Source organism: Roseateles saccharophilus, from assembly GCF_031458095.1.
GTDB classification, from domain to species: domain Bacteria; phylum Pseudomonadota; class Gammaproteobacteria; order Burkholderiales; family Burkholderiaceae_C; genus Pelomonas; species Pelomonas saccharophila_A.
Genome location: NZ_JAVDXU010000001.1, coordinates 1,971,612 through 1,998,337 on the forward strand (window position 1 = coordinate 1,971,612; position 26,726 = coordinate 1,998,337).

21 protein-coding genes, 1 other RNA gene and 1 pseudogene are annotated in these 26,726 nt (G+C 68.0%); 4 read left to right on the forward strand and 19 right to left on the reverse strand.

The window, feature by feature from the left end; genetic code table 11:
• Positions 1-10 precede the first annotated feature (10 nt).
• The 15 genes from ftsZ to J2X20_RS09205 form a co-directional block, all read right to left on the reverse strand.
• Positions 11-1,249 (reverse strand): cell division protein FtsZ, encoded by a 1,239-nt coding sequence (gene ftsZ, locus J2X20_RS09135; protein ID WP_310263608.1) that lies wholly within the window; start codon positions 1,247-1,249, stop codon positions 11-13.
• A gap of 91 nt (positions 1,250-1,340) precedes the next feature.
• The gene (gene ftsA / locus J2X20_RS09140) at positions 1,341-2,570 is read right to left on the reverse strand and encodes a cell division protein FtsA (RefSeq protein ID WP_132570473.1); all 1,230 of its coding nucleotides are present in this window, start codon (positions 2,568-2,570) and stop codon (positions 1,341-1,343) included.
• An 8-nt stretch (positions 2,571-2,578) separates the two neighbouring features.
• Positions 2,579-3,406: a cell division protein FtsQ/DivIB gene (locus J2X20_RS09145; protein ID WP_310263610.1), complete on the reverse strand. Its 828-nt coding sequence runs from the start codon at positions 3,404-3,406 to the stop codon at positions 2,579-2,581.
• A 4-nt stretch (positions 3,407-3,410) separates the two neighbouring features.
• Positions 3,411-4,385: a D-alanine--D-alanine ligase gene (locus tag J2X20_RS09150; RefSeq protein WP_409034144.1), complete on the reverse strand. Its 975-nt coding sequence runs from the start codon at positions 4,383-4,385 to the stop codon at positions 3,411-3,413.
• Positions 4,382-5,773: a UDP-N-acetylmuramate--L-alanine ligase gene (gene murC, locus J2X20_RS09155; protein ID WP_310263613.1), complete on the reverse strand. Its 1,392-nt coding sequence runs from the start codon at positions 5,771-5,773 to the stop codon at positions 4,382-4,384. Before murC ends, J2X20_RS09150 begins: the two co-directional genes overlap by 4 nt.
• Positions 5,770-6,846, reverse strand: coding sequence for an undecaprenyldiphospho-muramoylpentapeptide beta-N-acetylglucosaminyltransferase (gene murG / locus J2X20_RS09160; protein WP_310263615.1), 1,077 nt, complete (start codon positions 6,844-6,846; stop codon positions 5,770-5,772). Before murG ends, murC begins: the two co-directional genes overlap by 4 nt.
• Positions 6,843-8,057: a putative lipid II flippase FtsW gene (gene ftsW, locus J2X20_RS09165; protein WP_409034160.1), complete on the reverse strand. Its 1,215-nt coding sequence runs from the start codon at positions 8,055-8,057 to the stop codon at positions 6,843-6,845. The genes murG and ftsW overlap by 4 nt, the downstream gene beginning before the upstream one ends.
• A gap of 38 nt (positions 8,058-8,095) precedes the next feature.
• Positions 8,096-9,778 carry a UDP-N-acetylmuramoyl-L-alanine--D-glutamate ligase gene (gene murD, locus J2X20_RS09170; RefSeq protein WP_310263618.1) on the reverse strand — a complete coding sequence of 561 codons (1,683 nt, stop codon included), beginning with the start codon at positions 9,776-9,778 and terminating at the stop codon, positions 8,096-8,098.
• 112 nt (positions 9,779-9,890) lie between these two features.
• Positions 9,891-11,069, reverse strand: coding sequence for a phospho-N-acetylmuramoyl-pentapeptide-transferase (gene mraY / locus J2X20_RS09175; RefSeq protein WP_310263620.1), 1,179 nt, complete (start codon positions 11,067-11,069; stop codon positions 9,891-9,893).
• Positions 11,059-12,429, reverse strand: a complete 1,371-nt coding sequence (locus J2X20_RS09180; RefSeq protein ID WP_310265145.1) for a UDP-N-acetylmuramoyl-tripeptide--D-alanyl-D-alanine ligase — start codon at positions 12,427-12,429, stop codon at positions 11,059-11,061. Before J2X20_RS09180 ends, mraY begins: the two co-directional genes overlap by 11 nt.
• Positions 12,430-12,434: 5 nt before the next feature.
• Positions 12,435-13,901 carry a UDP-N-acetylmuramoyl-L-alanyl-D-glutamate--2,6-diaminopimelate ligase gene (locus J2X20_RS09185; RefSeq protein ID WP_409034145.1) on the reverse strand — a complete coding sequence of 489 codons (1,467 nt, stop codon included), beginning with the start codon at positions 13,899-13,901 and terminating at the stop codon, positions 12,435-12,437.
• Complete coding sequence (locus J2X20_RS09190; protein ID WP_310263623.1) at positions 13,901-15,679, reverse strand: peptidoglycan D,D-transpeptidase FtsI family protein; 1,779 nt, start codon at positions 15,677-15,679, stop codon at positions 13,901-13,903. Before J2X20_RS09190 ends, J2X20_RS09185 begins: the two co-directional genes overlap by 1 nt.
• Positions 15,676-15,939 (reverse strand): cell division protein FtsL, encoded by a 264-nt coding sequence (gene ftsL, locus J2X20_RS09195; RefSeq protein WP_310263624.1) that lies wholly within the window; start codon positions 15,937-15,939, stop codon positions 15,676-15,678. The genes J2X20_RS09190 and ftsL overlap by 4 nt, the downstream gene beginning before the upstream one ends.
• Before the next feature lie 4 nt (positions 15,940-15,943).
• A complete protein-coding gene (gene rsmH / locus J2X20_RS09200; protein ID WP_310263626.1) occupies positions 15,944-16,885 on the reverse strand; it encodes a 16S rRNA (cytosine(1402)-N(4))-methyltransferase RsmH in 942 nt (313 codons plus the stop codon).
• Positions 16,886-16,896: 11 nt separating this feature from the next.
• Positions 16,897-17,328, reverse strand: coding sequence for a division/cell wall cluster transcriptional repressor MraZ (locus J2X20_RS09205; protein ID WP_310265147.1), 432 nt, complete (start codon positions 17,326-17,328; stop codon positions 16,897-16,899).
• A 434-nt stretch (positions 17,329-17,762) separates the two neighbouring features.
• On the opposite strand from J2X20_RS09205, the gene J2X20_RS09210 reads away from it, so the two are divergent.
• From J2X20_RS09210 to J2X20_RS09220, 3 genes are all read left to right on the forward strand, one after another.
• On the forward strand, positions 17,763-19,319 hold the full coding sequence (locus J2X20_RS09210) for a methyl-accepting chemotaxis protein (protein WP_310263629.1): 1,557 nt from the start codon (positions 17,763-17,765) through the stop codon (positions 19,317-19,319).
• A 29-nt stretch (positions 19,320-19,348) separates the two neighbouring features.
• Positions 19,349-19,936 (forward strand): chalcone isomerase family protein, encoded by a 588-nt coding sequence (locus J2X20_RS09215; protein WP_310263630.1) that lies wholly within the window; start codon positions 19,349-19,351, stop codon positions 19,934-19,936.
• Positions 19,937-20,101: 165 nt separating this feature from the next.
• A complete protein-coding gene (locus tag J2X20_RS09220) occupies positions 20,102-22,453 on the forward strand; it encodes an ATP-binding protein (RefSeq protein ID WP_310263631.1) in 2,352 nt (783 codons plus the stop codon).
• On the opposite strand, the gene J2X20_RS09225 is transcribed toward J2X20_RS09220, so the two are convergent.
• The 4 genes and pseudogenes from J2X20_RS09225 to rnpB form a co-directional block, all read right to left on the reverse strand.
• Positions 22,419-23,312, reverse strand: coding sequence for a carbonic anhydrase (locus J2X20_RS09225; protein ID WP_310263633.1), 894 nt, complete (start codon positions 23,310-23,312; stop codon positions 22,419-22,421). The genes J2X20_RS09220 and J2X20_RS09225 overlap by 35 nt on opposite strands.
• Positions 23,313-23,342: 30 nt before the next feature.
• The gene (locus J2X20_RS09230) at positions 23,343-24,551 is read right to left on the reverse strand and encodes a multidrug effflux MFS transporter (protein WP_310263634.1); all 1,209 of its coding nucleotides are present in this window, start codon (positions 24,549-24,551) and stop codon (positions 23,343-23,345) included.
• Between the two features lie 92 nt (positions 24,552-24,643).
• A pseudogene (locus tag J2X20_RS09235) lies at positions 24,644-24,920 on the reverse strand (methyl-accepting chemotaxis protein); the annotation flags it as partial.
• A 193-nt stretch (positions 24,921-25,113) separates the two neighbouring features.
• Positions 25,114-25,560, reverse strand: an RNA gene (gene rnpB / locus J2X20_RS09240) — RNase P RNA component class A.
• A gap of 64 nt (positions 25,561-25,624) precedes the next feature.
• Between rnpB and J2X20_RS09245 the strand changes: the two genes are divergently transcribed.
• Positions 25,625-26,695, forward strand: a complete 1,071-nt coding sequence (locus J2X20_RS09245) for a flavodoxin family protein (protein ID WP_310263635.1) — start codon at positions 25,625-25,627, stop codon at positions 26,693-26,695.
• The last annotated feature ends 31 nt before the right edge of the window (positions 26,696-26,726 follow it).

Consider the following 26,726-nt stretch of genomic DNA (forward strand, 5'->3'; position numbering starts at 1 on the left):
CAGAGATCGATCAGTCAGCTTGCTTGCGCAGGAAGGCCGGGATCTCGATCTCGTCCATGCCATTGGACGACAGGGCCTCGACCTTGGCGGCGGCGCTGCCCGAACGGCCATGGCGCCAGACGCTGGGCACATTGGCGTTGGCGAAGTCCCCCAGGCCCAGGCCGACATTGGCCTGCTGGCCTGCCGCCGGTGCGGCCATGGCCACAGCCTGCGTCAGCACGGGCATGCCGTCGGTGCCGTTGCGCACGACCTGCTGGGTCTGCACGACCTGCAGCGGCGCCTGCTGGCGGGCGCGGCCGGCCGTCAGGCCGGTGGCAATGACGGTCACGCGCAGGGCATCGCCCAGGCTTTCGTCGTAGGCGGTGCCGTAGATGATGTGGGCATCTTCCGAGGCATAGCGCTTGATGGCGTTCATCGCATTGCGCGACTCGCTCAGCTTGAAGTTGGCGCGGCTCGCGGCGATCAGCACCAGCACGCCTCGCGCGCCGGACAGATCGATGCCTTCCAGCAGCGGGCAGGCCACGGCGGCTTCGGCCGCCTTGGTGGCGCGGTCCGGACCGCCGGCCTGGGCCGTGCCCATCATGGCCTTGCCGGGCTCGCTCATCACCGTCTTGACGTCTTCGAAGTCGACGTTGACCAGCCCGGGGATGTGGATGATGTCGGAAATGCCGCCAACGGCGTTCTTCAGCACGTCATTGGCGTGCGCGAAGGCCTGATCCTGCGTGACGTCGTCGCCCAGCACGTCGAGCAGCTTGTCGTTCAGCACGACGATCAGCGAGTCGACATTGGCTTCCAGTTCGGCCAGGCCGGCATCGGCCGCCTTGGCGCGGCGGCCGCCTTCGAATTCGAAGGGTTTGGTGACGACGCCCACCGTCAGGATGCCCATTTCCTTGGCGACGCGGGCAATCACCGGCGCGGCACCCGTGCCGGTACCACCGCCCATGCCGGCGGTGATGAACAGCATATTGGCGCCGGCGATGGATTCGCGAATGCGGTTTTCGGCTTCTTCGGCGGCGGCCCTGCCCATTTCGGGTTTGGCGCCAGCGCCGAGACCGGAGGTGCCGAGTTGCAGCAATTGGTCGGCCTTGGAGCGGTTCAGTGCCTGCGCGTCGGTATTCGCGCAGATGAATTCAACGCCTTGAACGCCCTGGGCGATCATGTGGTCCACGGCATTGCCGCCGCCACCACCGACCCCGATCACCTTGATTTGGGTGCCTTGGTCAAACTCTTCGATCATCTCGATGGGCATATCAAACCTCCTACTGCAATTGTGCCGTGGCACTCAGAAAATGAACAGTTGCTGAAACAAATTTTTCGTGGTCGGTGTTGGTTTTGGGGGGTCAAAAATTCCCCATGAACCAATCCTTGACCCGGCCGAGCAGGGTTTGCACCGAGCCGGCCTGCTGGGCTGCCTTGAAACCCCGGCTGCGCGACAGCCGGGCTTCCTCGAGCAGCCCCATGACGGTGGCCGAGCGGGGATTGGCCACCATGTCGTAAAGGGCCCCTGAATAGGTGGGCAGACCGCGCCTCACGGGTTTCAGGAAAATATCCTCGGCGAGTTCCACCATGCCCGGCATGACGGCCGATCCGCCGGTCAGCACGATGCCGCTGGACAGCAATTCCTCATATCCGCTCTCGCGAATGACCTGGTGCACCAGGGAGAAGATTTCCTCGACGCGCGGCTCGATGACGCCGGCCAGCGCCTGCTTGGACAGCATCCGGGGGCTGCGATCGCCCAGGCCGGGCACTTCCACCTGGTCGGAGGGGTCGGCCAGCAGCTGCTTGGCGACGCCATATTCGACCTTGATTTCCTCGGCATCCTTGGTCGGGGTGCGCAGGGCCATGGCGATATCGCTGGTGATCAGGTCGCCGGCGATGGGGATGACGGCGGTATGGCGGATGGAGCCGCCGGTGAATATCGCGACATCGGTCGTGCCGGCGCCGATATCCACCAGGGCCACGCCCAGGTCGCGTTCGTCGGCGGTCAGGGCGGCATGGCTGGAGGCGCTCGGGTTCAAAACCAGCTGATCGACCTCCAAACCACAGCGGCGCACACATTTGACGATGTTTTCAGCCGCACTTTGCGCCCCGGTCACGATATGGACCTTGACTTCCAGGCGGCCACCGCTCATGCCGATGGGTTCCTTGACCTCGTGGCCGTCGATGACGAATTCCTGGGGTTCGACCAGCAGCAGGCGCTGGTCGTTGGGAATATTGATGGCCTTGGCGGTTTCGACGACGCGGGTCACATCGACCGGCGTGACCTCCTTGTCGCGCACGATGACCATGCCGGTGGAGTTCTGGCCGCGGATATGGCTGCCGGTGATCCCCGTATAAACCCGGGAGATTTTGCAATCGGCCATCATTTCGGCCTCTTTGAGGGCCTGCTGGATGGACTGCACGGTGGCGTCGATATTGACGACGACGCCGCGCTTGAGGCCATGCGAAGGCGCCACCCCGAGACCGGCGATGCGCAATTCACCGCCCGGCAAAACCTCGGCCACGACGGCCATGATCTTGGCGGTCCCAATATCCAGCCCGACGACCAAATCCTTGTATTCCTTGGCCATGTCCGTCCTCAACGTTTTCTATTTACGGGTTTACCCGGAGACTGGGTCGTCACGCCGCGCAGCTTGACCGCATAGCCGTCGGCGTGGCGCAGGTCGGCGGACAGCAGTGGGCTGCGGTAGGTCGCCGTGACCTGGGTGATGGATTGGGCGAAACGGCCGAAGCGCTCGACGACCTCGGCCTCGCTGCCCCGCCCCAGTTCGATGACGGCACCGCTGCCCAGGGTCGCGCGCCAGGAGCCACGGCCGGACAGGTCCAGCCGGTCAATGCCCTCGCCGAGCTTTTCGGCGGCCGGCGACAGCGAGCGCCACATCTGCAGCATGGCGGTCGCCGACTGGGCCGGACCGGCCAGCACCGGCAGGGTCTCGTCCTCGACATCGCCGAGGTTGGCCTGGAAGACTTCGCCGAAGCTGTTGACCAGGGCGCGCTCGGCGGCGGCTTCGGTGGCCGAGTCGGCGCCATCGGTGCGCGCTTCCCAGTAGGCGGCGGCGCGGTGTTCCTCGAGATTGACCTTGAGCCGCATCGGCCAGATGCGCGTCAGCTGGGCGTGCCTCACCCAGGGCACGGCCTCGAAGGCGGCGCGGCCGTCCCTCAGGTTCATGCTGAGGAAGGAGCCGTGCAGGCGCGGCAGCGCATTGGCGCGCAGCGAGGCGACGCTGTTGCGGCTGACGTCGCCTTCGACCTGGATGGCGCGGAAGTTGAAGGCCGGCAGGCGCACCACCCAGCGCAGAGCCGCCCAAGCCGCAGTCACCACCAGCGCAGCGACGAGCAGCGCCGACACCGCATTCATCAGGCGGACGTCGGGCGGCAACGCAGCGGTGGCGGCGGCGGAGTTCATGAAATCAAGCGCGGTCAAGGCGTGCCTGCGACAGCAGCCAGAGGCAGAGATGCGGGTAGTCGATGCCGACGGCCTGCGCCGCCTTGGGCACCAGCGAGTGCGAGGTCATGCCCGGGCTGGTGTTCATCTCCAGCAGGAAGGGCTTCATGTCGGCCTTGCGCAGCATCAGGTCGGCACGGCCCCAGCCGCGGCAACCGAGCAGGCGGTAGGCGTGCAGCACGAGTTGCCTGATGTCGGCTTCGAGCGCCGCGGGCAGCGAACCGAAGACGTACTGCGTCGTGTCGGTCTCGTACTTGTTCGCGAAATCGTAGTTGCCGGCCTCGGCGCGGATCTCGATGACGGGCAGCGCGACGGCGCTCTCGCCTTCACCCAGCACGGCACAGGTCAGCTCGGGCCCCTCGATGCACTGCTCGAACAGCAGCTCGTCGTCAAAGCCCAGGGCCAGCTCGACGGCACCCTGCATCTCCGAATAGCCCATGGCCTTGGTGATGCCGATGCTCGATCCCTCGTGCGGCGGCTTGACGATGACGGGCAGGCCGAGTTCGTCGGGGATCGAGCGCACCCGCTCCCGCGTCAGCTCGGCGCGGGACAGGGCCAGGTATTGCGGCGTCGTCAGGCCTTCAGCGGCCCAGACCCGCTTGGTCATGGTCTTGTCCATGGCCACGCCGGAGGCCGTCACGCCCGAGCCGGTATAGGGAACGCCCAGCCATTCGAGGGCACCCTGGATGGTGCCGTCCTCGCCACCACGGCCATGCAGGGCGATGAAGGCGCGCTCGAAGCCTTCGTCCTTCAGCGCCTGCAGCGGCCGCTCGGCCGGATCGAAGGCATGGGCGTCGACGCCGGCGGACGTCAATGCCGCCATCACGCCATGGCCGCTCATCAGCGACACCGGCCGCTCGGCGCTGTGGCCGCCGAACAGCACGGCAACCTTGCCGAGAGACCTGGCGTCGATGTTCAGATCGATTGGCGTCTTCATCATGCGGACGCTCCTTCAGAGAAATGCTGGGCAACGAGACGCGGCAGCGCGCTCATCGAGCCTGCGCCCATGCCGATGACGACATCGCCATCGCGCGTCAACGCGGCCAGGGCCTTGGGCATGTCGGCCACGCCGGCCACGAAGTTGGAGGTGCCGACGGCCTGCGCGAGCGCCGAGCCGGTCGCACCTTCGATGGACGCTTCGCCGGCCGAATAGACCTCGGTCAGCAGCACCACGTCGGCGCCCTTCATGACGTGCACGAAATCGGCAAAGCAGTCCCGCGTGCGCGTGTAGCGATGCGGCTGGAAGGCCAGCACCAGGCGATGGCCCGGGTAGGCGCCGCGCGCGGCAGCCAGCACGGCGGCCATCTCCACCGGGTGATGGCCGTAGTCGTCGATCAGCATGAAGCGGCCACCATCGGCGGCCGGCCATTCGCCGTGCTTCTCGAAGCGGCGGCCGACGCCGGAGAAGTTGGCCAGGCCTTTCAGGATGGCCTCGTCCGGGCAGTCCAGTTCCATCGCGATGGCGATGGCCGCCAGCGCGTTGCGCACGTTGTGTTCACCGGCCAGGTTGAGCAGCACATCCAGGTCGGCCGCCTCCTCGCGCTGGCAGGTGAAGCGCATCTGTGCGCCAGCGAGAGCCTGCACATTGACGGCCCGCACGCTGACGCCTTCGCTCAGGCCGTAGCTGACGACCGGCCTCTCGATACGGCCAAGGATGGCCTTCACGCCGGGATCGTCGGCGCAGACCACCGCTGCGCCATAGAAGGGCATGCGGTGCAGGAACTCGATGAAGGCCGCGTGCAGCTTCTCGACCGAATGCCCATAGGTGTCCATGTGGTCCTCGTCGATATTGGTGACGACGGACAGCACGGGGCTGAGCTTGAGGAAGGAGGCATCGCTCTCGTCGGCCTCGACGACGATGAACTCGCCGCGGCCCAGGCGCGAGTTGGCGCCGGCGGCGTTGAGCTTGCCGCCGATGACGAAGGTCGGGTCCAGGCCGGCCTCGACGAGGATGGCCGTGACGAGCGAGGTCGTCGTCGTCTTGCCATGCGTGCCGGCGATGGCGATGCCGCGGCGCAGCCGCATCAGCTCGGCCAGCATGACGGCACGCGGTACCACCGGGACCTGGCGGCCGCGGGCGGCCTGCACCTCGGGGTTGTCGGCGGCGACGGCGGTGCTGGTGACCAGGGCTTGCGCGTCGCCGATATTGGGCGCCGCATGGCCGATCTCGACACGCAGGCCCAGGCCGCGCAGTCTCTCGGTCGTCGCGCTTTCGACGGCGTCCGAGCCGCTGACCGTGAAGCCGAGGTTGTGCAGGATCTCGGCGATGCCGCTCATGCCGGCGCCGCCTATGCCCACGAAATGCAGCCGTTGAACCGCGTGCTTCACTTCAACATTCCTTCGATCTCGTCGGCCACGCGGGCGGCCGCACGCGGGCGGGCCAGCGAGCGAGCCTTTTCGCCCATGGCCAGCAGCGCATTGCGGTCCAGGCTGCTCAGCAGTTCATGCAGCTTGGCCGGCGTCAGCTCGGTCTGCGGCAGATGGATGGCCGCGCCGTGCTGGGCCATGAAGACGGCGTTGTCGCGCTGGTGCGAGGTGGTGCTGACGACCAGGGGCACCAGCACGGCGGCGCAACCGGCTGCGCAGAGCTCACTCACCGTGATCGCGCCGGCGCGGCACACGACGACATCGGCCCAGGCCAGGGCGGCGGCCATGTCGTCGATGAAGGGCCGCACCTCGGCCGACAGGCCGGCGTCGGCATAGGCCTGCCAGACGGCACCGAGATGGTCTTGCCCGGATTGGTGGAGCACCTGGGGGCGCTGCTCCTGCGGCCACAGGGCCAGCGCCTGCGGCACCGCCTGGTTCAGCGCACGGGCGCCGAGAGAGCCGCCCAGCACCAGCAGGCGCAGCGGACCGATGCGGTCGGCAAATCGCTCGGTGGGCGACGGCAGGGCCTCGATCTCGGCGCGCACCGGATTGCCGCTGACGACGGCGCCCGCGGTTGAAGCCGCGGCGGCACCGTCGAAGCCGAAGGCAATCCGGCGCGCAAAAGGTTTCAGGGCGAGATTGCTCTTCAGCATCGCTGCATCGGCATTGACCAGCATCAGCGGCCGGCCGCTCAAGGCCGCCGTCAGGCCCGCCGGCACGCAGACATAGCCGCCCATGCCCAGCACCGCCGTCGCGCGGCGCTTGTCATAGACGCGCCTGGCGGCACCCAGCGACTTGAAGAAGCCGACGATGCCGCGCAGCATGTGGCCAATCCCCTTGCCGCGCAGGCCCGCAAAGGGCAGTGCATCGATCTCGATGCCGCGGGCCGGCACGAGGCGGTTCTCCATGCCGGTGGGCGTACCGATCCACGACACCGTCCAGCCGCGGCGCTGCATTTCCTCGGCCACGGCCAGGCCGGGAATGACGTGGCCGCCCGTGCCGGCGGCCATCACGACCAAGTGCCTGCCACTCATGACCGGCCCCCACGCATCATTTGCCGGTTCTCGAGGTCGATGCGCAAGACGACGGCCAGGGCTACGCAGTTCATCAGGATCGCCGACCCGCCAAAGCTCATCAGCGGCAGCGTCAGCCCCTTGGTCGGCAGCGCGCCGAGATTCACGCCCATGTTGATGAAGGCCTGGCCGCCCATCCAGATGCCTATGCCCTGCGCGTAGAGACCGGCGAAGACGCGGTCCAGCGCGATGGCCTGGCGGCCGATCAGGAAGCAGCGGCGGGTCAGCCAGAAGAAGGCCAGGATGACGACGGCCACGCCGGCAAAGCCCAGTTCCTCGCCGATGACGGCGAGCAGGAAGTCGGTGTGGGCCTCGGGCAGGTAGTGCAGCTTCTCGACGCTGCCGCCTAGGCCCTGGCCCAGCCACTCGCCGCGGCCGAAGGCGATCAGGCTGTGCGTCAGCTGGTAGGCCTTGCCCTGGGCGTACTTCTCATCCCAGGGGTTGAGGTAGGCAAAGATGCGCTCGCGGCGGAAATCGCTGAGCGTGATCATCAGCACGAAGGCGCCGACCAGCACCATCGTGATCAGCAGGAACATGCGGCCGTTGACGCCGCCCAGAAACAGGATGCCCATCGCGATGGCCGCGATGACCATGAAGGCGCCCATGTCGGGCTCGGCCAGCAGCAGCAGGCCGACGAAGGCCAGCGAGATGGCCATGGGCGTGACGGCCTGGAAGAAGTTCTCCCGGGCATCCATCTTGCGCATCATGTAGTTGGCCGCATACAGCGCGATGCCGAACTTGGCCAGCTCCGACGGCTGGAAGTTCATGACGCCCAGCGGAATCCAGCGCCGCGCGCCGTAGACCACCTTGCCGACGCCGGGGATCAGCACCGCCACCAGCAACACCAGGGCCGCAACGAACACCCACGGCGCCCAGCGCTCCCAGATGGCGACGGGGATCTGCACGGTGACGAGGCCCGCCACCAGCGCAAAGCCGATGGCGATCATGTGGCGCGTCAGGAAGTGGGTCGGCAGGTATTTGGCAAAGCGCGGGTTGTCCGGCAGGGCGATGGAGGCCGAATAGACCATCAAGAGGCCGAAGGCCATCAGCGCGAGCACGACCCAGACCATGGTGATGTCGAAGCCCTGCAGCTGGGTCGGCCGGCCGGCCGAGGTCGAGACCCAGTCGCGCACCGGCACGCTGGCGTCCTCACCGCCATCGCGCTTCCACAGCGACTGCAGCCGGGTGGTGAAGCCACTCAGCACAGCGTTCACAGCGCCACCCCGCGTTCGTCGGCGAGCTGCTGCACCGTCGCGACAAAGACCTCGGCGCGGTGGGCGTAGTTCTTGAACATGTCGAGGCTCGCGCAGGCCGGCGACAGCAGCACGCTGTCGCCGCTCTGCGCCTGCGCCAGGCACCAGGCCGTGGCGGCTTGCAGCGTCTCGTGGCGTTGCATGGGCACGCCGGTGTTGGCGAGCGCCGCTTCGATCTGCGGCGCATCGCGGCCGATCAGCGCGACGGCGCGGGCATGGCGGGCCACGCCGTCGGCCAGCGGCGCAAAGTCCTGGCCCTTGCCATCGCCACCGAGGATGAGGACCAGCTTGGCGGGCGCACGGTCGGCGCCCAGGCCCGAGATGGCGGCGACCGTGGCGCCGACATTGGTGCCCTTGGAATCGTCATAGAACTCGACGCCGTCGATGCTGCCCACCGGCTCGACGCGATGCGGCTCGCCGCGGTACTCGCGCAGGCCATGCAGCATGGGCGCCAGCTCGCAGCCGGCAGCGGTGGCGAGCGCGAGTGCGGCCAGTGCATTCGCCGCGTTGTGGCGGCCGCGCACGCGCAAGGCGTCGGCAGGCATCAGGCGCTGGATGATCAGCGCCTCTTCCTCATCGCCCTTGCGCTTCTTGATCGTCGGGTCCAGTTCGCGGGCGCGCACCAGCCAGGCCAGGCCGCCCTCTTCCGTCAAGCCGAAGTCGCCCGGCGCGCGCGGTGGGTTCAAGCCAAAGCGAACGACATGGCGCGACACCGTGCGGCCGGGCTTGCCACGCGTGCCCTTGACGAACACAGGCTGCGGCACCAGGCCTTCAACTTCGGCATCGTCGCGGTTCACGACGATGACCGACTCGCGGCCGAAGATGCGCGCCTTGGCGCGGCCATAGGCGGCCATGTCGCCATGCCAGTCGAGGTGGTCCTGGGTCAGATTGAGCACCGCGCCGGCGGTCGGCTCGAAGCCGGCCACGTCGTCGAGCTGGAAGCTGGACAGCTCCAGCACCCAGACCTCGGGCAGGGTCTCGAAGACCGGGCCGCGCGGCGGCGGGGGGTCGATGGGCGGCGGTGCTTCCTCGTCGGGCAACACCGCAGCTTCTTCCTCAATCATCTCTTCGACAGGCGCGTCTTCAATCTCCTCCGCGATGACCTCGGCCGGCGTCTCGACAGGCACCGGGTCAGGCTCCTTGGCCAGGGCCTCGGTCAGCGTATCCAGCAGAGTCGGGCCGATATTGCCGGCAACGGCCACGCGCTTGCCGGCGCGCTCGACCAGCAGGCCGGTCATGCAGGTCGTCGTCGTCTTGCCATTGGTGCCGGTGATGGCCAGCACGGCAGGTGCGTAGCCATGCTGGGCCTTCAAGGCGGCAAGCGCATCGGCAAACAGGTCCAGCTCGCCGCGCACGGCCGGACCGTGTTCGTAGACGGCTTTCAGGCGCGCATCCAGCGGCGACAGACCCGGGCTCTTCAGCACCGAGTTGAAGCCGGCTACCGTCTCGGGCGTCAGCTCGCCCGTCATGAAGGCGGCCGTGTCGCCCAAGGCGCCCAGTTGCGGCGGCTGCTCGCGCGAGTCCCACACCGTGACCTGCGCGCCGAAGCGCGCGCACCAGCGGGCCATCGCGAGACCGGAGTCCCCGAGGCCCAGCACGAGCACGCGCTGTTCGGCGAATGACGGCAGATCGAGCTTCATCAATCAAGCCTCGCGAAAGAGTGCACGGCCAAGCGGCCCCGGCGGAACTGGCTTTGCCAGGCCGCTCGGGGCGCCCCCTTGAGGGGGAGGCGCGAAGCGCTTCGGGGGTGGGTCATCTCAGCTTGAGGCTGGCCAGGCCGACCAGGCACAGCAGCATGGTGATGATCCAGAAGCGGATGACGACCTGGGTCTCGTTCCAGCCGCTCTTCTCGAAGTGGTGGTGCAGCGGCGCCATCTTGAAGATGCGCCGGCCCTCGCCGAACTTCTTCTTCGTGAACTTGAACCAGCTGACCTGCAGCATCACGCTCAGCACTTCGGCCACGAAGATGCCGCCCATGATGCCGAGCAAGATCTCCTGGCGCGTGATGACGGCCAGTGTGCCCAGGCCGCCGCCCAGGGCCAGAGCGCCCACGTCGCCCATGAAGACCTGGGCCGGGTGGGCGTTGAACCACAGGAAGGCCAGGCCCGCGCCGGCCATGGCCGCGCAGAAGATCAGCAGCTCACCGGCACCGGGGATGTAGGGCAGCAGCAGATAGCGCGAGAACACCGAGGAGCCGGTCACGTAGGCGAACACGCCCAGGGCCGAGCCCACCATGACGACGGGCATGATGGCCAGGCCGTCCAGGCCGTCGGTGAAGTTGACGGCATTGCTGGTGCCGACGATGACGAAATAGGCCAGGGCCACGAAGCCCCAGACACCCAGCGGCATGCTGATGGTCTTGAAGAAGGGGATCAGCAGGTCGGCCTTGGGCGGCAGCTCGGTCGAGAAGCCGCTGCTCACCCAACGGAAGAACAGCTGCACGACGCCCAGGAAGGAGGTCTCGGACACGCTGAAGGCCAGGTACAGCGCCGCGAACAGGCCGATCAGCGACTGCCAGAAGAACTTCTCGCGGCTCTTCATGCCCTCGGGGTTCTTGTCGACGACCTTGCGCCAGTCGTCCACCCAGCCCACGGCGCCAAAGCCCATGGTGACCAGCATGACGACCCAGACGAAGCGGTTGCTCCAGTCGAACCACAGCAGCGTGGACACGCCGATGCCGATGAGGACGAGGACGCCGCCCATGGTCGGTGTGCCGGTCTTGGCCAGATGGGCCTGCACGCCATAGGCGCGCACGGGCTGGCCGATCTTCATCGCGGTCAGGCGGCGGATGACCCAGGGGCCGAAGGCCAGGCCGATCAGCAGCGCCGTCATGGCCGCCATGACGGCGCGGAAGGTGATGTAGTTGAAGAGGCGCAGAAAGCCCAGGTCGGGATAGAGACCCTGCAGCCACTGGGCGAGGCTAAGCAGCATTCGGTTCTCCGGTTTGCAGGGCGGCGACCACTTGTTCCATCTTCATGAAGCGCGAGCCCTTGACCAGGGTCTGGGCCGCGTCGGGTTGTTCCTTGAGGGCCGCGATCAGCGCGGCCGTGGTGTCGAAGGCGCGGGCCTTCTCGCCATAGGCGGCGGAGGCATCGCGGGCGGCACTGCCGGCCGTCCAGAAGTGGGCGATGCCGCGCTCGGCGGCGTAGGCGCCGACCTCGCGGTGGAAGGCCGGGCCTTCGTTGCCCACCTCGCCCATGTCGCCGAGGATGAGCCAGCCCTCGCCCGGCATGCCGGCCAGCACGTCGATGGCGGCGCGCACGCTGTCGGGGTTGGCGTTGTAGCTGTCGTCGATGAGGGTCTTGCCGCGCGCATCGAGCTTGAGCTCGGAGCGGCCCTTGACGGCGCGGAAGGCCTCCAGGCCCTGGGCGATGGAGGCCAGCGGCGCTCCTGCCGCCAGCGCGCAGGCGGCGGCGGCCAACGCGTTGCGCACGTTGTGCTCGCCGGCCATGTGCAGGGCGACGGGCGCCGTGCCGGCCGGCGTGTGCAGCTCCAGCGCCCAGTGCGTGCCTATCCAGACGGCGTCGCCGGTCACGTCGGCCTCGCCGCGCAGCGCAAAGCTCAGATGGGGCCGCGAGCCGGCCAGCTCCAGCCAGATCGGCGCGCAGGCGTCCTCGGCCGGAAAGACGGCGCAGCCGCTGCCACCGAGGACCTCGATGACGGCACCGTTCTCGCGCGCCACCGCTTCTACGGTGGCCATGAATTCCTGGTGCTCGCGCTGGGCGTTGTTGACCAGGGCCACCGTCGGCTGCGTCATCGCGGCCAGCGGCGCAATCTCGCCGGGGTGGTTCATGCCCAGCTCGACGACGGCGGCGCGGTGGCTCAGCTCGTCGTCATGGCGCAGGCGCAGCAGCGTCAGCGGCACGCCGATGTCGTTGTTGTAGTTGCCCTGGGTCGCCAGGGCCGCCTCGCCCACCCAGGCGCGCAGGATGCTGGCGATCATCTGGGTCGTCGTCGTCTTGCCGTTGGAGCCGGTGACGGCGATGACGGGCAGTTGTTGCTGGCGGCGCCATGCGGCAGCGAACTGGCCCAGGGCTGCCTTGGCATCGGCCACCAGCAGGCCCGGCAGACCCGCTTCAGCGAGGCCGCGTTCGGCCAGCGCGGCGACGGCACCGGAAGCCCTGGCTTGCGCGAGGAAGTCGTTGGCGTCGAAGCGCTCGCCGCGCAGCGCGACGAAGAGGTCGCCGGGCTGCAGCGTGCGGGTGTCGCTGTGCACGCGGGCAAAGGCGGTCGCGCCGTCGCCGACCAGCGTCGAGCCGGGCAGCAGGGCCTGGGCCTGGGCCAGGGTCAGGAAGTTCACAGACCCGCCCTCTCGAGCAGGGCGGCGCGCGCCTCGGCCACATCCGAGAAGGGCCGGCGCACGCCGTTCACTTCCTGGTAGTCCTCATGGCCCTTGCCGGCGATCAGCACGATGTCGCGGGCGCCGGCATGCATGACTGCCGCACGGATGGCTTCCTCGCGTGCCTCGATGACGATGGCGTCGGGCGCGGCCACGGCGATGTCGGCCATGATCTGGGCCGGCGCCTCGGTGCGCGGGTTGTCGGTCGTGACGACGACGCGGCCCGACAGCCGCGCCGCGATGGCGCCCATCTGCGGCCGCTTGCCGCGGTCGCGGTCGCCGCCGCAGCCGAACACGCACACCAGCTCGCCGCCACGCGCCTGGGCCAGGCCTTGCAGGGCCGACAGCGCCTTGTCGAGAGCGTCGGGCGTATGGGCGTAATCGACGACGACCTGGGGCAGCTCGCGGCCATTGCCGACGCGCTGCATGCGCCCCGGCACCGGCGTCACGCGGGCCAGCACGCGGGCCACGTCGGCCAGCGCATGGCCTTGGGCGCGCAGGGCGCCGGCCACGCCGAGCAGGTTGGAGGCGTTGTAGTCGCCGATCAGGCCGGTCTGCACTTCAACGGCCTCGGAGCCCTCGTGCAGCGTGAAGGCCAGGCCCTCACCGGTGTAGCGCAGGCCGCGGGCCGACAGGCGGGCATCGGCACGCTCGAGGCCGGTGGTCCACACGTCCAGCGAGGCCAGCTCGGCGGCCAGCTCGGCGCCCTTGGGATCGTCGAGGTTGATGACCGCCGCGCGCAGGCCGGGGAAGGCAAACAGCGCCCGCTTGGCCGCCCAGTAGGCGTCCATGGTGCGGTGGTAGTCGAGGTGGTCCTGGGTGAAGTTGGTGAACACCGCCACGCGCACGGCGCTGCCGGCCAGGCGCCCTTCGACGATGCCGATGCTGCTGGCCTCGATGGCGCAGGCTGAGAAAGCGTCGTCGCGCATGCGGGCGAAGGCCGCCTGCAGCAGCACCGGGTCGGGCGTGGTCAGGCCGTTGTAGTCGAGCTTGGGCGGCTCGCCGATGCCCAGGGTGCCGACGACGCCGCAGCGCTTGCCGAGTTGCGACGAAGCCTGGGCGATCCACCAGGCCGACGAGGTCTTGCCATTGGTGCCGGTGACGGCGATGACGTCCAGGGCGTCGGTGGGCCTGCCGAAGAAGGCGGCGGCGATCTCGCCGGTGCGGGCCTTCAGGCCAGGCAGCGAGGCCACGCGGGCATCGACGAAGCCGAAGCGCTCGACATCGGCCTCCTCGACGAGGCAGGTCGAGGCGCCGGCTTCCAGCGCCGCGCTCACGAACTCGCGGCCGTCGCGCGCATAGCCGGGCCAGGCGATGAAGGCATCGCCGGGGCGAACCTGGCGGCTGTCGGTGCGCAGGGTGCCGGTGCACCATTCGGACAGCCAGCGGGCGGCGGCGTCGGAAGATTTCAAACGAGTCAGCATCAGAAGCTTTCCTCTGTGGCCACGGCCTTCTGGTTGGCGACGATCTGGCTCTTCACGTCCAGGTCGGGCTGCACGCCCAGCAGGCGCAGGGTCTGGGCCGTGACCTGGCTGAACACCGGACCGGCCACCTTGCCGCCGTAGTACACGCCGGCGGTGGGCTCGTCGACCATGACGGCCACGACGATGCGCGGGTTGACGATGGGCGCGATGCCGACGAACCAGGAGCGGTATTTGTGGCTGGCATAGCCGCGGCCCTCCTGCTTGTGGGCCGTGCCGCTCTTGCCGCCGACGCTGTAGCCGGGCACCTGCGCCTCGGGCGCCGTGCCACCCGGGCCGGCAGCAGCCTGCAGCATCAGGCGCAGATCCTGGGTGACCTTGGGCGAGAACACGCGGATGCCGGGCACCGGATGGTCGTGCGGCTGGCGCAGCATGCTGACCGGGATGATCTCGCCGTCGCGCGCGAACACCGTGTAGGCACGAGCCAGCTGGAACAGCGAGGCCGACAGGCCGTAGCCATAGCTCATGGTGGCCTGCTCGATGGGCCGCCACGACTTGTAGGGGCGCAGCTTGCCGGTGATGGCGCCCGGGAAGGTCACCTGCGGACGCTGGCCCAGGCCGATGGCCGTGAACATCTCGTGCATCTCGCGCGGCTGCATCTGCATGGCGAGCTTGGTGGCGCCGATGTTGCTGGAGAACTTGATGACCTCGCGCACCGGGATGACGCCGTGAGGCTTGGTGTCGCTGATGACGGCGCCCTGGAAGGCATATTTGCCGTTGCCGGTGTCCACCAGCGTGTCCGGCGTGCTGCGCCCCGTCTCCATGGACAGGCCGGCAATGAAGGGCTTCATCGTCGAACCGGGCTCGAAGACGTCGGTCATCGCACGGTTGCGCAACTGCTCGCCGGACAGGTTCTGGCGATTGCCCGGGTCGTAGCTCGGGTAGTTGGCCAGGGCCAGCACCTCGCCGGTCAGCGCGTCCAGCACGACGACGGAGCCGGCCTTGGCCTTGTTCTCGACCACGGCGTCGCGCACGCGCTGGTAGGCGAAGAACTGCACCTTGGAGTCGACCGACAGATCGACGTCATGGCCGTTGGCGGCCGGCACGATGTCGCCGATGTCCTCGACGACGCGGCCCAGGCGGTCACGCACGACGGAGCGCGAGCCGTCGCGGCCCTGCAGTTCTTTCTGGAAGGCCAGTTCGATCCCCTCCTGGCCCTTGTCCTCGACATTGGTGAAGCCGACGACATGGGCCGCCGCCTCGCCCTCGGGGTATTTGCGGCGGTACTCGCGGTCCTGGAACACGCCCTTGAGGCCGATGGCCTTGACCTTGACGGCAGTCTCGTCGTCGGCCAGGCGCTTGAGCCAGACGAAGCGGGTCTCGGGGTTGAGCTTGGCTTCCAGCTCCTTGTTCGACAGGCCCAGGGCCTTGGCCAGCTCGCGGCGCTTGGTCGGATCGGCGTCAACTTCCTTGGGGATGGCCCAGATCGACGGCACGGCCACGCTGGCGGCCAGCACCTGGCCGGTGCGGTCGTTGATGCGGCCACGGCTGGCGGGCAGCTCCAGCGTGTGGGCATAGCGGGCCTCGCCCTGCTTCTGGAAGAAGTCGGTGTTCAGCACCTGCACATAGACGGCGCGCGCCAGCAGGCCGAGGAAGGCCAGGCCGACCAGCGCAACCAGGAAGCGCGAGCGCCAGGGCGGCGTCTTGGACGCCAGCAGCGGGCTGGTCGAATAGCTGACCGCGCGAGCGCCGGACTGGTTGGCCTTGTTCGCTTTGCTCACGGCGTCACCCCCGAGGCGACGACGGCCGGGCTGATGACGCGCATGCCCAGGCGCTCGCGGGCGACCTGCTCGACGCGCAGATTGGTCGCCTGGGCGTGGCGCTCGGCGGCGAGGCGCTCGGCGTCGGCCGCCAGGCGCTGGCCCTCGGCCTTGGCCTTGTCGCGTTCGGCGAACAGGCGGCGCGATTCGTAGGCGCTGTGCACGAGGACGACGCCGCTGGCCAGCACGGCCAGGATGAGGATGAGGTTGAGCTTGGCCACCGCGTCACGCCTTCAGCGGCGCATCCGTGCGCTCGGCGACGCGCAGCACGGCGGAGCGCGCCCGCGGGTTGGCGGCCACCTCTGCGGCACTGGGCTTGATGCGACCCAGAGCATTCAGGATCAGCGGCGCCGGCTCCGCAAAGGGCGCGCGGCGGTCAAACACGGCCTTGCTGTGCTCGGCAATGAACTGCTTGACCCGCCGGTCTTCCAGCGAATGGAAGCTGATGACGGACAGCCGGCCGGCGGGCGCGAGCAGGCGCAGGGCCGCGTTCAGCCCTTGATCCAGCTGTTCAAGCTCGCCATTGACATGAATCCGAAGGGCTTGAAAGGTGCGCGTGGCCGGGTCCTGGCCGGGCTCGCGGGTCTTGACCGCGCGAGCCACGAGTTCGCGCAATTCGTCGGTGCGCGTGAGCGGCGTACCGGCTTCTCGGCGAGCAACAACCGCCTTTGCAATCTGGCCAGCAAACCGTTCTTCGCCATAGTCTCGAATCACCCTTGCAATCTCGCGCTCCTCGGCGCGAGCCAGGAAGTCGGCCACGCTTTCGCCGCGCGTCGTGTCCATGCGCATGTCCAGCGGTCCCTCGAAGCGAAAGCTGAAGCCGCGCTCGGGGTTGTCGATCTGCGGGCTGGACACGCCCAGGTCCAGCAGCACACCATCCACCTGATGCACACCCAGCGCCGCCAGTTCGTCGGCCATGTCGGCAAAGCCGCTGTGGACGATGGAGAAGCGCGGGTCCTGGATGGCGGCGGCCGCGGCGACGGCCTCGGGGTCGCGGTCGATGGCGATCAGGCGGCCTTGCGGGCCCAGCCTGCTCAGCAGCAGGCGGGAATGGCCGCCGCGGCCGAAGGTGCCGTCCACATAGATGCCGTCGGGGCGCGCGAGCACGCCTTCCACCGCCTCGTCCAGCAGCACGGTGGTGTGGCGGAACGTGGCGCTTTCGTTCATGCCGGCGCTCATCAGAAGCTGAAATCCTTGAGCGCGTCGGGCAGCGGGCCGGCCATCACTTCGGCCTCGTGGGCGGCATGGGCTTCGGCGTCCCAGAGCTCGAAATGGCTGCCCATGCCCAGCAGCATCACGTCGTTCTTCAGCCCGGCGCTCTTGCGCAGTTCGGGCGAGATCAGCACGCGCGCCGCCGAGTCGATGTCGACGTCCATCGCGTTACCGAGAAAGACACGCTTCCAGCCAGCAGCCGACATCGGCAGGCTGGCGACCTTGTCGCGGAAGACTTCCCAGCTCGGCCGGGGAAACAGCATCAGGCAGCCGTCGGGATGCTTGGTGACGGTCAGGCGCCCCTGGCAAAGCAGTTGCAGCACCTCACGGTGTCGGCTGGGCACACTCAGGCGGCCCTTGGCATCTAAAGCCAAGTTGGAGGCACCCTGAAAGACGATTTCCGACACTTTTCACCACGAAACGACACTTCCTCCCACTTTAAGGCCCACCCCCACCCCGGTCAAGGTTCGGCACAAGTTTTTTCAATGAAATCAAGCACTTAGCCACAACTGTTGATTTATACAGCAAGCCCAGAAAATACCGTTAAGAAATAAGGACTTGCCAAGATATTGCGAAGTGGTGCTTGAAGTGATGTGCACAACGGCATCGCGTTTGCCCCCATGCTTGAAGCGGCTTGGCCGTCGGGCGTCACGAAGGCGACACCATGTCTCACAGGGTTTTGCCGCACAAATCACGGCAAGCCTCGACGGCTGCCCGACCAGAATGCATGGGCCTCGATGATTTCTGCTGAAATTTCGTGCTGTTACAGCCCCTCCCGCCAAGAACTAAACCGGGGCTCCCACCGAATATCAAAAGAGCGAGGCAAGCCCCCATGAATTTCTTGTCCCATATGCGCATCGGACAGCGCCTCACCGCCGGCTTTGCGGTCGTGATCGCCTGCCTGATCGCCATCACGCTGCTGGGCTATTTCGGCATCCAGACGCTGAACGGCGAGATCAGTCAGCTGATCAGCGGCGACTACAAGACCGTCGCCCTGGCCAACCGCGCCAAGGCGGAGCTCGGCGACGCCTCGCGCAGCATGATGACGACGCTGATCATGACGGGCGAGGAGCAGATCAAGAAGGAGCTGGACACCGTCGCCGGCCTGATGGCAGCCCATGAGAAGACCATGGCCGAGCTCAAGCCCCTGCTGACCGACGAGGCCAGCCAGGAGCAGCTCAAGGCGGTGGAGGAGGCGCGCGCCAAGTTCATGACCGGCCAGGCGGCCTTCGTGAAGACCGTGGCCTCCGGCGACACCGAGGGCGCGCCGCTGAAGTACCAGTTCTCGGTGCGTGCCGCCCAGGGCAAGTACATGGCCGCGCTGGACAAGCTCGTCGAAACGCGCAATGCGGCCATGGACGCGGCCGGCCAGCAGTCCAACCAGGTGGCCCACAAGACCGCCCTGCTGCTGCTGGGGCTGGCCGTGGCCGCCATCATTGCCAGCGTGCTGACCAGCGTGCTGATCACCCGCGGCATCGTCAACCCGCTGCGCGGCGCCGTCGCCGTGGCACGCAAGGTGGCCTCGGGCAACCTGACCAGCGAGATCGAAGTGCGCAGCCGCGACGAGACCGGCGAACTGCTGCAGGCCCTGCACGACATGAACGAAAGCCTCAAGGGCATCGTCGGCCGCGTGCGTGAAGGCACCGAATCCATCTCATCGGCCTCCAGCGAGATCGCCAGCGGCAACCTGGACCTGTCGGTGCGCACCGAGGCCCAGGCCGCCTCTCTCGAGCAGACGCTGTCGGCCATGAAGACGCTGACCGACGCCGTGCAGCAGAACGCCCAGAACGCCCAGCAGGCCAACCAGCTGGCCCAGGCCGCCTCCCAGGTGGCCGGCGAAGGCGGCGCAGTGGTGGCCAAGGTCGTGACGACCATGGGCAGCATCGACGCTTCCTCCAAGAAGATCGTCGACATCATCAGCGTCATCGACGGCATCGCTTTCCAGACCAATATCCTGGCCCTGAACGCGGCCGTGGAGGCCGCCCGCGCCGGCGAGCAGGGCCGCGGCTTCGCGGTCGTCGCCGGCGAGGTGCGCTCGCTGGCCGGCCGCAGCGCCGATGCCGCCAAGGAGATCAAGCGCCTCATCAGCGACTCGGTCGAGAAGGTCGCCCAGGGCAGCCAGCTCGTCGCCCAGGCCGGCAGCACCATGCAAGGCGTGGTGGCGAGCGTGCAACGCATGACCGACATCATGGGTGAGATCACCCACGCCAGCGCCGAGCAGAGCTCCGGCATCGAGCGCGTCACGCATACCATCCACGACATGGACAAGAGCACGCAGCAGAACGCCGCGCTGGTGGAGCAAGCCGCCGCCGCCGCCGACTCGCTGCGCGCCCAGGCCCATGGCCTCGAAGAAGTCGTCAGCCTCTTCAAGCTCGAAGCGGCGCACTGATCCCCACCCCAAAAGATTCAGGAGACTGCATGAAGACGCACAAAGCCATCCGCTGGATTGCCGGCATCGGCCTGGCTCTCGGCATGGCCAGCACGGCAATGGCCATCGAAGTCGGTGGTCTCAAGTTCGATGACACGGTCAAGGTGGCCGGCAAGGAACTGAAGGTCAACGGTGCCGGCGTGCGCGTGCGCATCGTCGTCAAGGTCTATTCCCTGGTGCTCTATCTGCCGGAGAAGAAGGACACCACGGCCGGCGTCCTCGAAAGCCAGGGCCCGCGCCGCTTCAGCATCGGCATGCTGCGCGAGGTGACCGGTGACGAACTGGGCCAGGCCTTCATGGCCGGCATCACGGCCAACACCGACAAGGCCGAACGCTCCAAGTTCGTCAACCAGCTCGCGGTGTTCGGCGAGGCCTTCGTCAACATCCCCCAGGGCAAGAAGGGCGACATCATCACGGTGGACTGGATCCCCGACACCGGTACGGTGATGGCCCTGAACGGCAAGCAGATCGGCGAGCCCATGAAGGACATCAACTTCTACAACGCCCTCTTGAAGATCTGGCTGGGCGACAAGCCGGTCGACTCTTCGCTCAAGCCCCAGTTGCTGGGCAAGGGCTGACGCTCATGCGCCACGAAACACGCCACGCCGCCACGCGACGCGGCGTGTTTCGCTTTGGGCATGCCCAACTCATGGCAGCATGAGCGCCGCCCGGCCGTCCGAAGGCGCTCAGCTCCCGCTTGGCGGGACAGCGCACCGCGCGAAGGGTGCTCCAATGAGTTCATCTTGAGCCGCAAGCCCTCGTCCTCGCTCTTTGCCGCCCTGGCCCTTGGTGCCAGCATCGGCCTCCTGCTGCCGGCTCTGATCGTTGGCGGTCTCTTCATCGGCCTGCGCGAATCCAAGGTGGCCGAACAGGCCCTGCAGCGCGACCTCGACGCCAAGCTCGACGTGCTGGCCAGCAGCCTGCCCGAGCTGCTGTGGAACCTGGACGCCGTCGCCGCCCGCGAAGTCGTGTCGGCCATCGTCAAGTCGCCCGAGGTCGTGCGCGTCAGCGTCAGTGACGCGTCGCAAGGCCTGCCCTTCATCGAGAACCACCTGCCCGAGCGGCGCCTGGGCCAGACCCTGACCGGCGAGCGCGACATCCTGCGCGGCGCCACGCGCATCGGCCACATCCAGATTGAGATCGACGACCACCTCAGCACGACGGCTGTGCTGCGCCAGCGCTGGCTCTATGGCGCGACCGTCGGCGGCCAGCTGCTGGCCTCGCTCGCGCTGGTGCTGTGGCTGCTGAACTCGCGCCTGTTCCGCCCGCTGCGCGAACTGGGCGACTTCGCCAACGACCTCGCCGAGGGCCGCTTCAACGCCAAGCTGGAGCACACCCGCCAGGACGAGATCGGCCTGCTCGGCGGCCACCTCGAGCACATGCGCGACGCGCTGCAGCAGCAGTTCGACGCCCAGCGCAACCTCATCGAACGCCTGCGCGGCATGGCCGAGACCGTGCCTGGCGTCGTCTACCAGCTGCGCCTGGCCGTCAACGGCGAGTTCAGCTTCGCTTATGTCAGCGAGGCGGTACGCGAGTACTTCCTGCTCGGCAGCGCCGAACTGAGCCGCAGCGCCGCGCCCTGGTTCGAGCGCATCCACCCCGATGATCGAGCCGCGGTGCGCGAGAGCCTGCTGGCCTCGGCCCGCAACCTCAGCCCCTGGCAGCAGGAATTCCGCACGCCCCAGGCCGATGGCAGCGAACGCTGGATCTACGGCAATGCCATCGCCCAGCGCGAGGCCGACGGCAGCGTGCTGTGGCATGGCTTCCTGACCGACATCTCGCGCCAGCGCCGTGACGCGCTGGAGCTGGAGCGCTACCGACACCATCTCGAGGAACTCGTCGAGGCCCGCACCGCCGAGCTGGCCGAGGCCACCCAGGCCGCCCAGGCCGCCAGCCTGGCCAAGAGCGCCTTCCTGGCCAACATGAGCCACGAGATCCGCACGCCGATGAACGCCATCATCGGCCTGACCTATCTGGCCCAGAGCGACACCATCGAACCCGAGCAGCAGCAGCGCCTGCAGAAGGTGGCCAACGCCGCCGAGCATCTGCTCAGCGTCATCAACAACGTGCTGGACTTCTCCAAGATCGAGGCCGGCAAGGTCAGGCTGGAGCAGCGCGAGTTCACCGTCGGCGAGGTGCTGGACAACATCGCCAACATGACGACGCAGACGGCCGCGGCCAAGCGCCTGCGCGTCGAGACCGATGTCTCGCCCACCCTGGGCGGCCGCGTGCTGATCGGCGACCCCCAGCGCATCTCCGAGGTGCTGTTGAATTTCGCCGGCAATGCCGTCAAGTTCACCGAAAGCGGCTTCGTGCGCCTGGCCGCCCGCCTCGACGAAGGTCCGAAAGGCCTGATGCTGCGCTTCGAGGTGCAGGACAGCGGCATCGGCATCGCCGCCGACGCCCAGGCCCGGCTGTTCCGCGACTTCGAGCAGGCCGACAGTTCCACGACACGCCGTTACGGCGGCACCGGCCTGGGCCTGGCCATCTGCCGGCGCCTGGCCGAGCTGATGGGCGGCCAGGTGGGCGTCGACAGTGCCCTGGGCCGGGGCAGCAACTTCTGGTTCAACCTGCCCGTCGGGGCCGCCGTGCAGGCGCCGGTCGCACCGGTGGCGGCGCCGCGGCCGCACTCCGCGCGCGAGCGCCTGGCCGAATTGGCCCGCGCCCATCCGCATCGCCTGTTGCTGGCCGAGGACAACCCGGTCAACCAGGAAGTGGCCGTTGCCCTCATCGGCAGCGCCGGCCTGACGGTGGATGTCGCCGCAGACGGCCAGCAGGCCGTGGACATGGTCAAGGCCGGCGACTACGCCCTGGTGCTGATGGATGTGCAGATGCCCGTCATGGACGGCCTGGATGCGACCCGCGCCATCCGCAATCTGCCGCAGGGGGCGGAACTGCCCATCCTCGCGATGACGGCCAATGCCTTCGATGACGAACGCCGGCGCTGCCTGGACGCCGGCATGGACGACCACGTCGCCAAGCCCGTCGTCGCCGAGCAGCTGTTCGCGACGCTCTACGACTGGCTGTCGGGCGCGCGCAAGACCGACAAGGGCGGCACGGTCAAGGGCCGGCCGACGGGCCCAGCGACTCTTTGATGAGCCGCCCCGAGCCAGCCTGCAGAGGCCGCGCATTCATCGGGTAGAGCTTGGCGAAGATGCCGATCTGCTGGGCCGTGGCCGCGACCGGCTGGCGCATGACCATCCACAGCACGCCCTCGCTGCAGGGCGGCGTCGTCAGCGAACCCATATAGGTGTAGTAGCCCCGCTCCGTGGGCAGCAGCTGGTTCAGGTCGATCTGCACCTGGGCCGCCAGGGCCTCGCCCTTTTCCAGCGGCAGATTGGCCCAGATGGTCTGGATCAGCGGCTGGGGCTTGTTGTCGGCCCCGCGCTCCAGCAGCACGGCGACGACGGCGAGCTTGCCTTGTGAATCCTTGTGCACCAGGTGGGCCACCATGTCGAACTGCTTGCCGTTGACACGTTCTTCGCTGGGCCGGTGGAAATGGAACTGCACGAGCTCGTAGCGCCGGCCCATGACGGTCAGGCCATTGCCGGCGGCGACATTCACCTGAATCGTGTGACCGTTGTCCTGCACCGAGAAATTGCTGGCGCGGTAGTCGAAGGCGATCTTTTCCTGATCGACGGCGATGCTCTCGCGGATGTCGATGGGGCTCTGGCGCGTACCGACAGCGCAGAGCTTGTTGTCTGGCGCCAGTTCGGCCCAGTGGTCCGGGCCGATGTCGCCGGTATAGCCCCAATGCACGGGCTTGGGCATTTCGGCCTTGCCCGGCCTGGCCGCCTTGGCCGTGGGCTTGACCGTGGCCGCGCCCTCGGCCTTGGTGGACAGGCGCTCTGCCAGGCGCTGGCGCAGCACGTCCACGGGTTCCTTGGGTTCCTCGGCCTGCGCAGCCGCGCAGGCGGCCAGCAGCGCGGTGATCAGCCAACGCTTTTTCATCATGTCGGTGATTTCGGCAGGCGACCGCCAGGCTTAAGCGGCTACCGAACGGCGCACGCTGTACCAGGACACCAGGCCGATCAACATCAGCCCGGCCGACGCCAGGGCCAGGGCCACGGTCGAATGCATGACCAGGGGCACCAGGAGACCGGCGACCAGGCCATTGGCCGCCGAACCTATGCAGGCCTGCAGCGACGAGGCCATGCCGCGGCGCTCGGGCACCTGGTCCAGCACCAGCAGCGTGACGACGGGCACCATCAGCGCCCAGCCGAAGGCGAACAGGCCCACCATGGGCAAGGCCCAGAAGGCGCTCAGGGGCGCGAACAGGTTCAGCAGCACATTGCTGATGGACACCGCCACCATGATGCGAAAGCCCCGCATGATCTGGCGCTTCGGGCTCATCTTGCCGGCCAGGCGTCCGCTGACGGCGGCGCCGGCCATGATGCCGCCGATGGAGCACAGGAAGAACCAGAAGAACTGCGTCGGCGCGAAATGCAGGTGCTCGCCAAGGAAGACCGGCGTGGCCAGCACATAAAGGAACATGCCGTTGAAGGGGATGCCGCTGGCCAGCACCAGCATCATGAACTGGCGGCTGCTGCACAGCCGCCAGTACTCACGCATCAACGCACCGACGTGAAAGGGCTGCACCATGTCCGCGTGCAGCGTCTCCGGCAGCAGCCGCCAGTTGGACACCAGCAGGGCCGCGCCGACGGCGGTCAGGAACCAGAAGATGGAGTGCCAGTCGGCGTGCACGAACAGGAAGCCGCCCACCATGGGCGCAATCGCCGGCGCCACGCCGAAGAACAGCGTCACCTGCGACATCACGCGCTGGGCATCCGCTGGCGGGAACATGTCGCGGATGATGGCCCGCGACACGACGATGCCGGCGCCTGCCGACATACCCTGCACCGTGCGCCAGAACACCAGCTGGCCGATGGAGCCCGCCACCGCGCAGCCGATGCTGGCCACGGTGAAGACCGCGAGGCCGATCAGCACGACGGGCCGGCGGCCGAAGCAGTCCGACAGCGCGCCGTGGAAGAGGTTCATGAAGGCGAAGCCCAGCAGATAGGCAGACAGGGTCTGCTGCATCTGTACGGGCGTCGCGTCCAATGCCGACGCGATGCCGGCGAAGGCCGGCAGATAGGTGTCGATGGAGAAGGGCCCGACCATGGCCAAACAGGCCAACAGCACGGACAGGGCCCAGCGGGGCGCGCGCCAGAGGCGGCTGGCGTCAGGATTCATCGAGGGGGTGCTTGGATGAGGCGGCAGCCGCGGGTTGCGGCTGCCGGCGAGTGTATCGACCCCTTGCGCGCCCGCGGCGTCGCGGGGTTGACTCAGGCGAAGCCGGCCCGGGCCCGCGCGGTCTTGAACTGTGAGATCACGTCCAGCAGCCCGGCCGCCTGCTGCTGCAGGCTCTCGGCCGCCGCCGCGCTCTGCTCGACGAGGGCGGCGCTCTGCTGCGTGCCCTTGTCGATGGAAGCGACCGACTGGTTGGCTGCCGGCCTCAACCTTCTCGACGCTGGCGCCGATCAGGCCCTTGATCTCGCGCGCCGCCTGGGCGCTGCGCTGGGCCAGCGCCCTCACCTCGCCAGCCACGACGGCAAAGCCGCGGTCTGAACCTGGACCGGATCCTCGGGGTCCGGGATCATCTGTTCTCCCGTCGGGGCTGACGCCGCGACTGCACTGACCATCGGCGCCGCGCGCCAGCGGCACCAGACCCGAACGTCATGACAATGTGAAATCCAGCCACTGCCATCGCGCTTGGCGAGGGAAAAGCGTCGGGGAGAAAGCCGGCTGAAAGAAAGAGTGAAGCAAGCCGATAGGCCGGATTCTGTGCACCGCCCTCCCCTTGCGGTTCGGACGGCGTGACCGCCATTCCTCTGGGCCGGACATCACTGCCCGGCTCGGTGCCACCTACCCGCCAGCTCTGCGAGCCGCATCAACGCTGGCCTACTTGGTGTTGCTGCGCGTAGAGATTGCCCGTTTCACCTCTGTCGGGCAGAGCCCGACAGAGGTGCTATGCCGTTCGGGCTTGCGCCCGATGGTGCGAGGCTTTCGCCTCACCCCAACGCCAGCTTGCGCTGGCGCCGCATAGACCACCCATCGGGGTGTCCCAGCAGAACTCGTCTCTGTTGCTCTGATCCTCGGCTTTCGCCGGGCAGCCGTTAGCTGCTACGCCGCTCTATGCAGTCCGGACCTTCCTCCAGGGCCTCGTTTCCGAGCTTGCCCCAGCGGCGGTCTGGCTTGCTTCACGGGGGTGATTATCGCAGCGGGCATCTGGCTTGCCCGCTGAAGCACCCACCGGAGACCCAGACATGACTTCACCCGTCAGAACCGGACAGGCACAGCCCATGTCCCGCCAGGAGTTCGGCGAGCGCTTCCAGCAGCGCTTTGCCGATCCGGCCTTCGAGAGGGAACGCCAGGCGCTGGCCAGGCTGGAGCAGATCGCCTGGGAAGCCTTCCAGGACGGTCGCAAGGCCCCCATCACCGTCAAGGCCGGCGAGGGCTTCTCCGACCCCGGCTACGACCTGTCGCGCGAATGGCGCGATCTGCATCTGCGTTTGAAAGAGGCCCAGGCGCAATGGGCCGACCGCGCCACCCCGTCGCGCCTGCTCGTCATCAACGCCTCGCCGCGCAACGACGGCAGTTGCCCGGGCGAGATGTCCAAGACCTGGCGGCTGACGCAGATCGCGCGCCGGGCCGGCGAGAGCGAGGGCCTGAACGTCCAGGTGCTGGACCTGAGCCGGCTGACCTCCGACTACGACCGCCACATCCACCCCTGCAAGGGCTGCGTGTCCACCGCCATGCCGCTGTGCCACTGGCCGTGCAGCTGCTATCCCAACCACGCCAGCGGCCAGACCAATGACTGGATGGCCGAGATCTACGAGCAATGGGTGCGCGCCCACGGCGTGCTGCTGCTGACGCCGGTGCACTGGTACCAGGCCCCCAGCCCGCTGAAACTGATGATGGACCGCCTCGTCTGTGCCGATGGCGGCAACCCCGACCCCACCTCCACCCAGGGCAAGAAGGCCCAGCTGGCGCGCGAGCTGGAGCTCCGGGGCTGGGACTATCCCAAGCACCTGGCCGGCCGCGTCTACGGCCTGGTCGTGCATGGCGACGTGGCCGGCATCGACGGCACGCGCCGCGCCCTGTCGGACTGGCTGGACTGGATGGGCCTGGTCGATGCCGGCTTTGGCGCCCGGCTGGACCGCTACATCGGCTACTTCGAGCCCTATGCCACCAGCCATGACGCCCTGGACGACGACGCTGCAGTGCAGGAGGAAGTGCGCCAGGCCGCCCTGGCCGTGGCGCGGGCCGTGCCGCTGCTGCGCGACGGCCTGCTGCGCCAGAGCGACGAGAAGCTGCTGCGCCCGCGCCCCAAGTGAGCGCTGCTGGCACACTGCAGCGGTCCCAGCG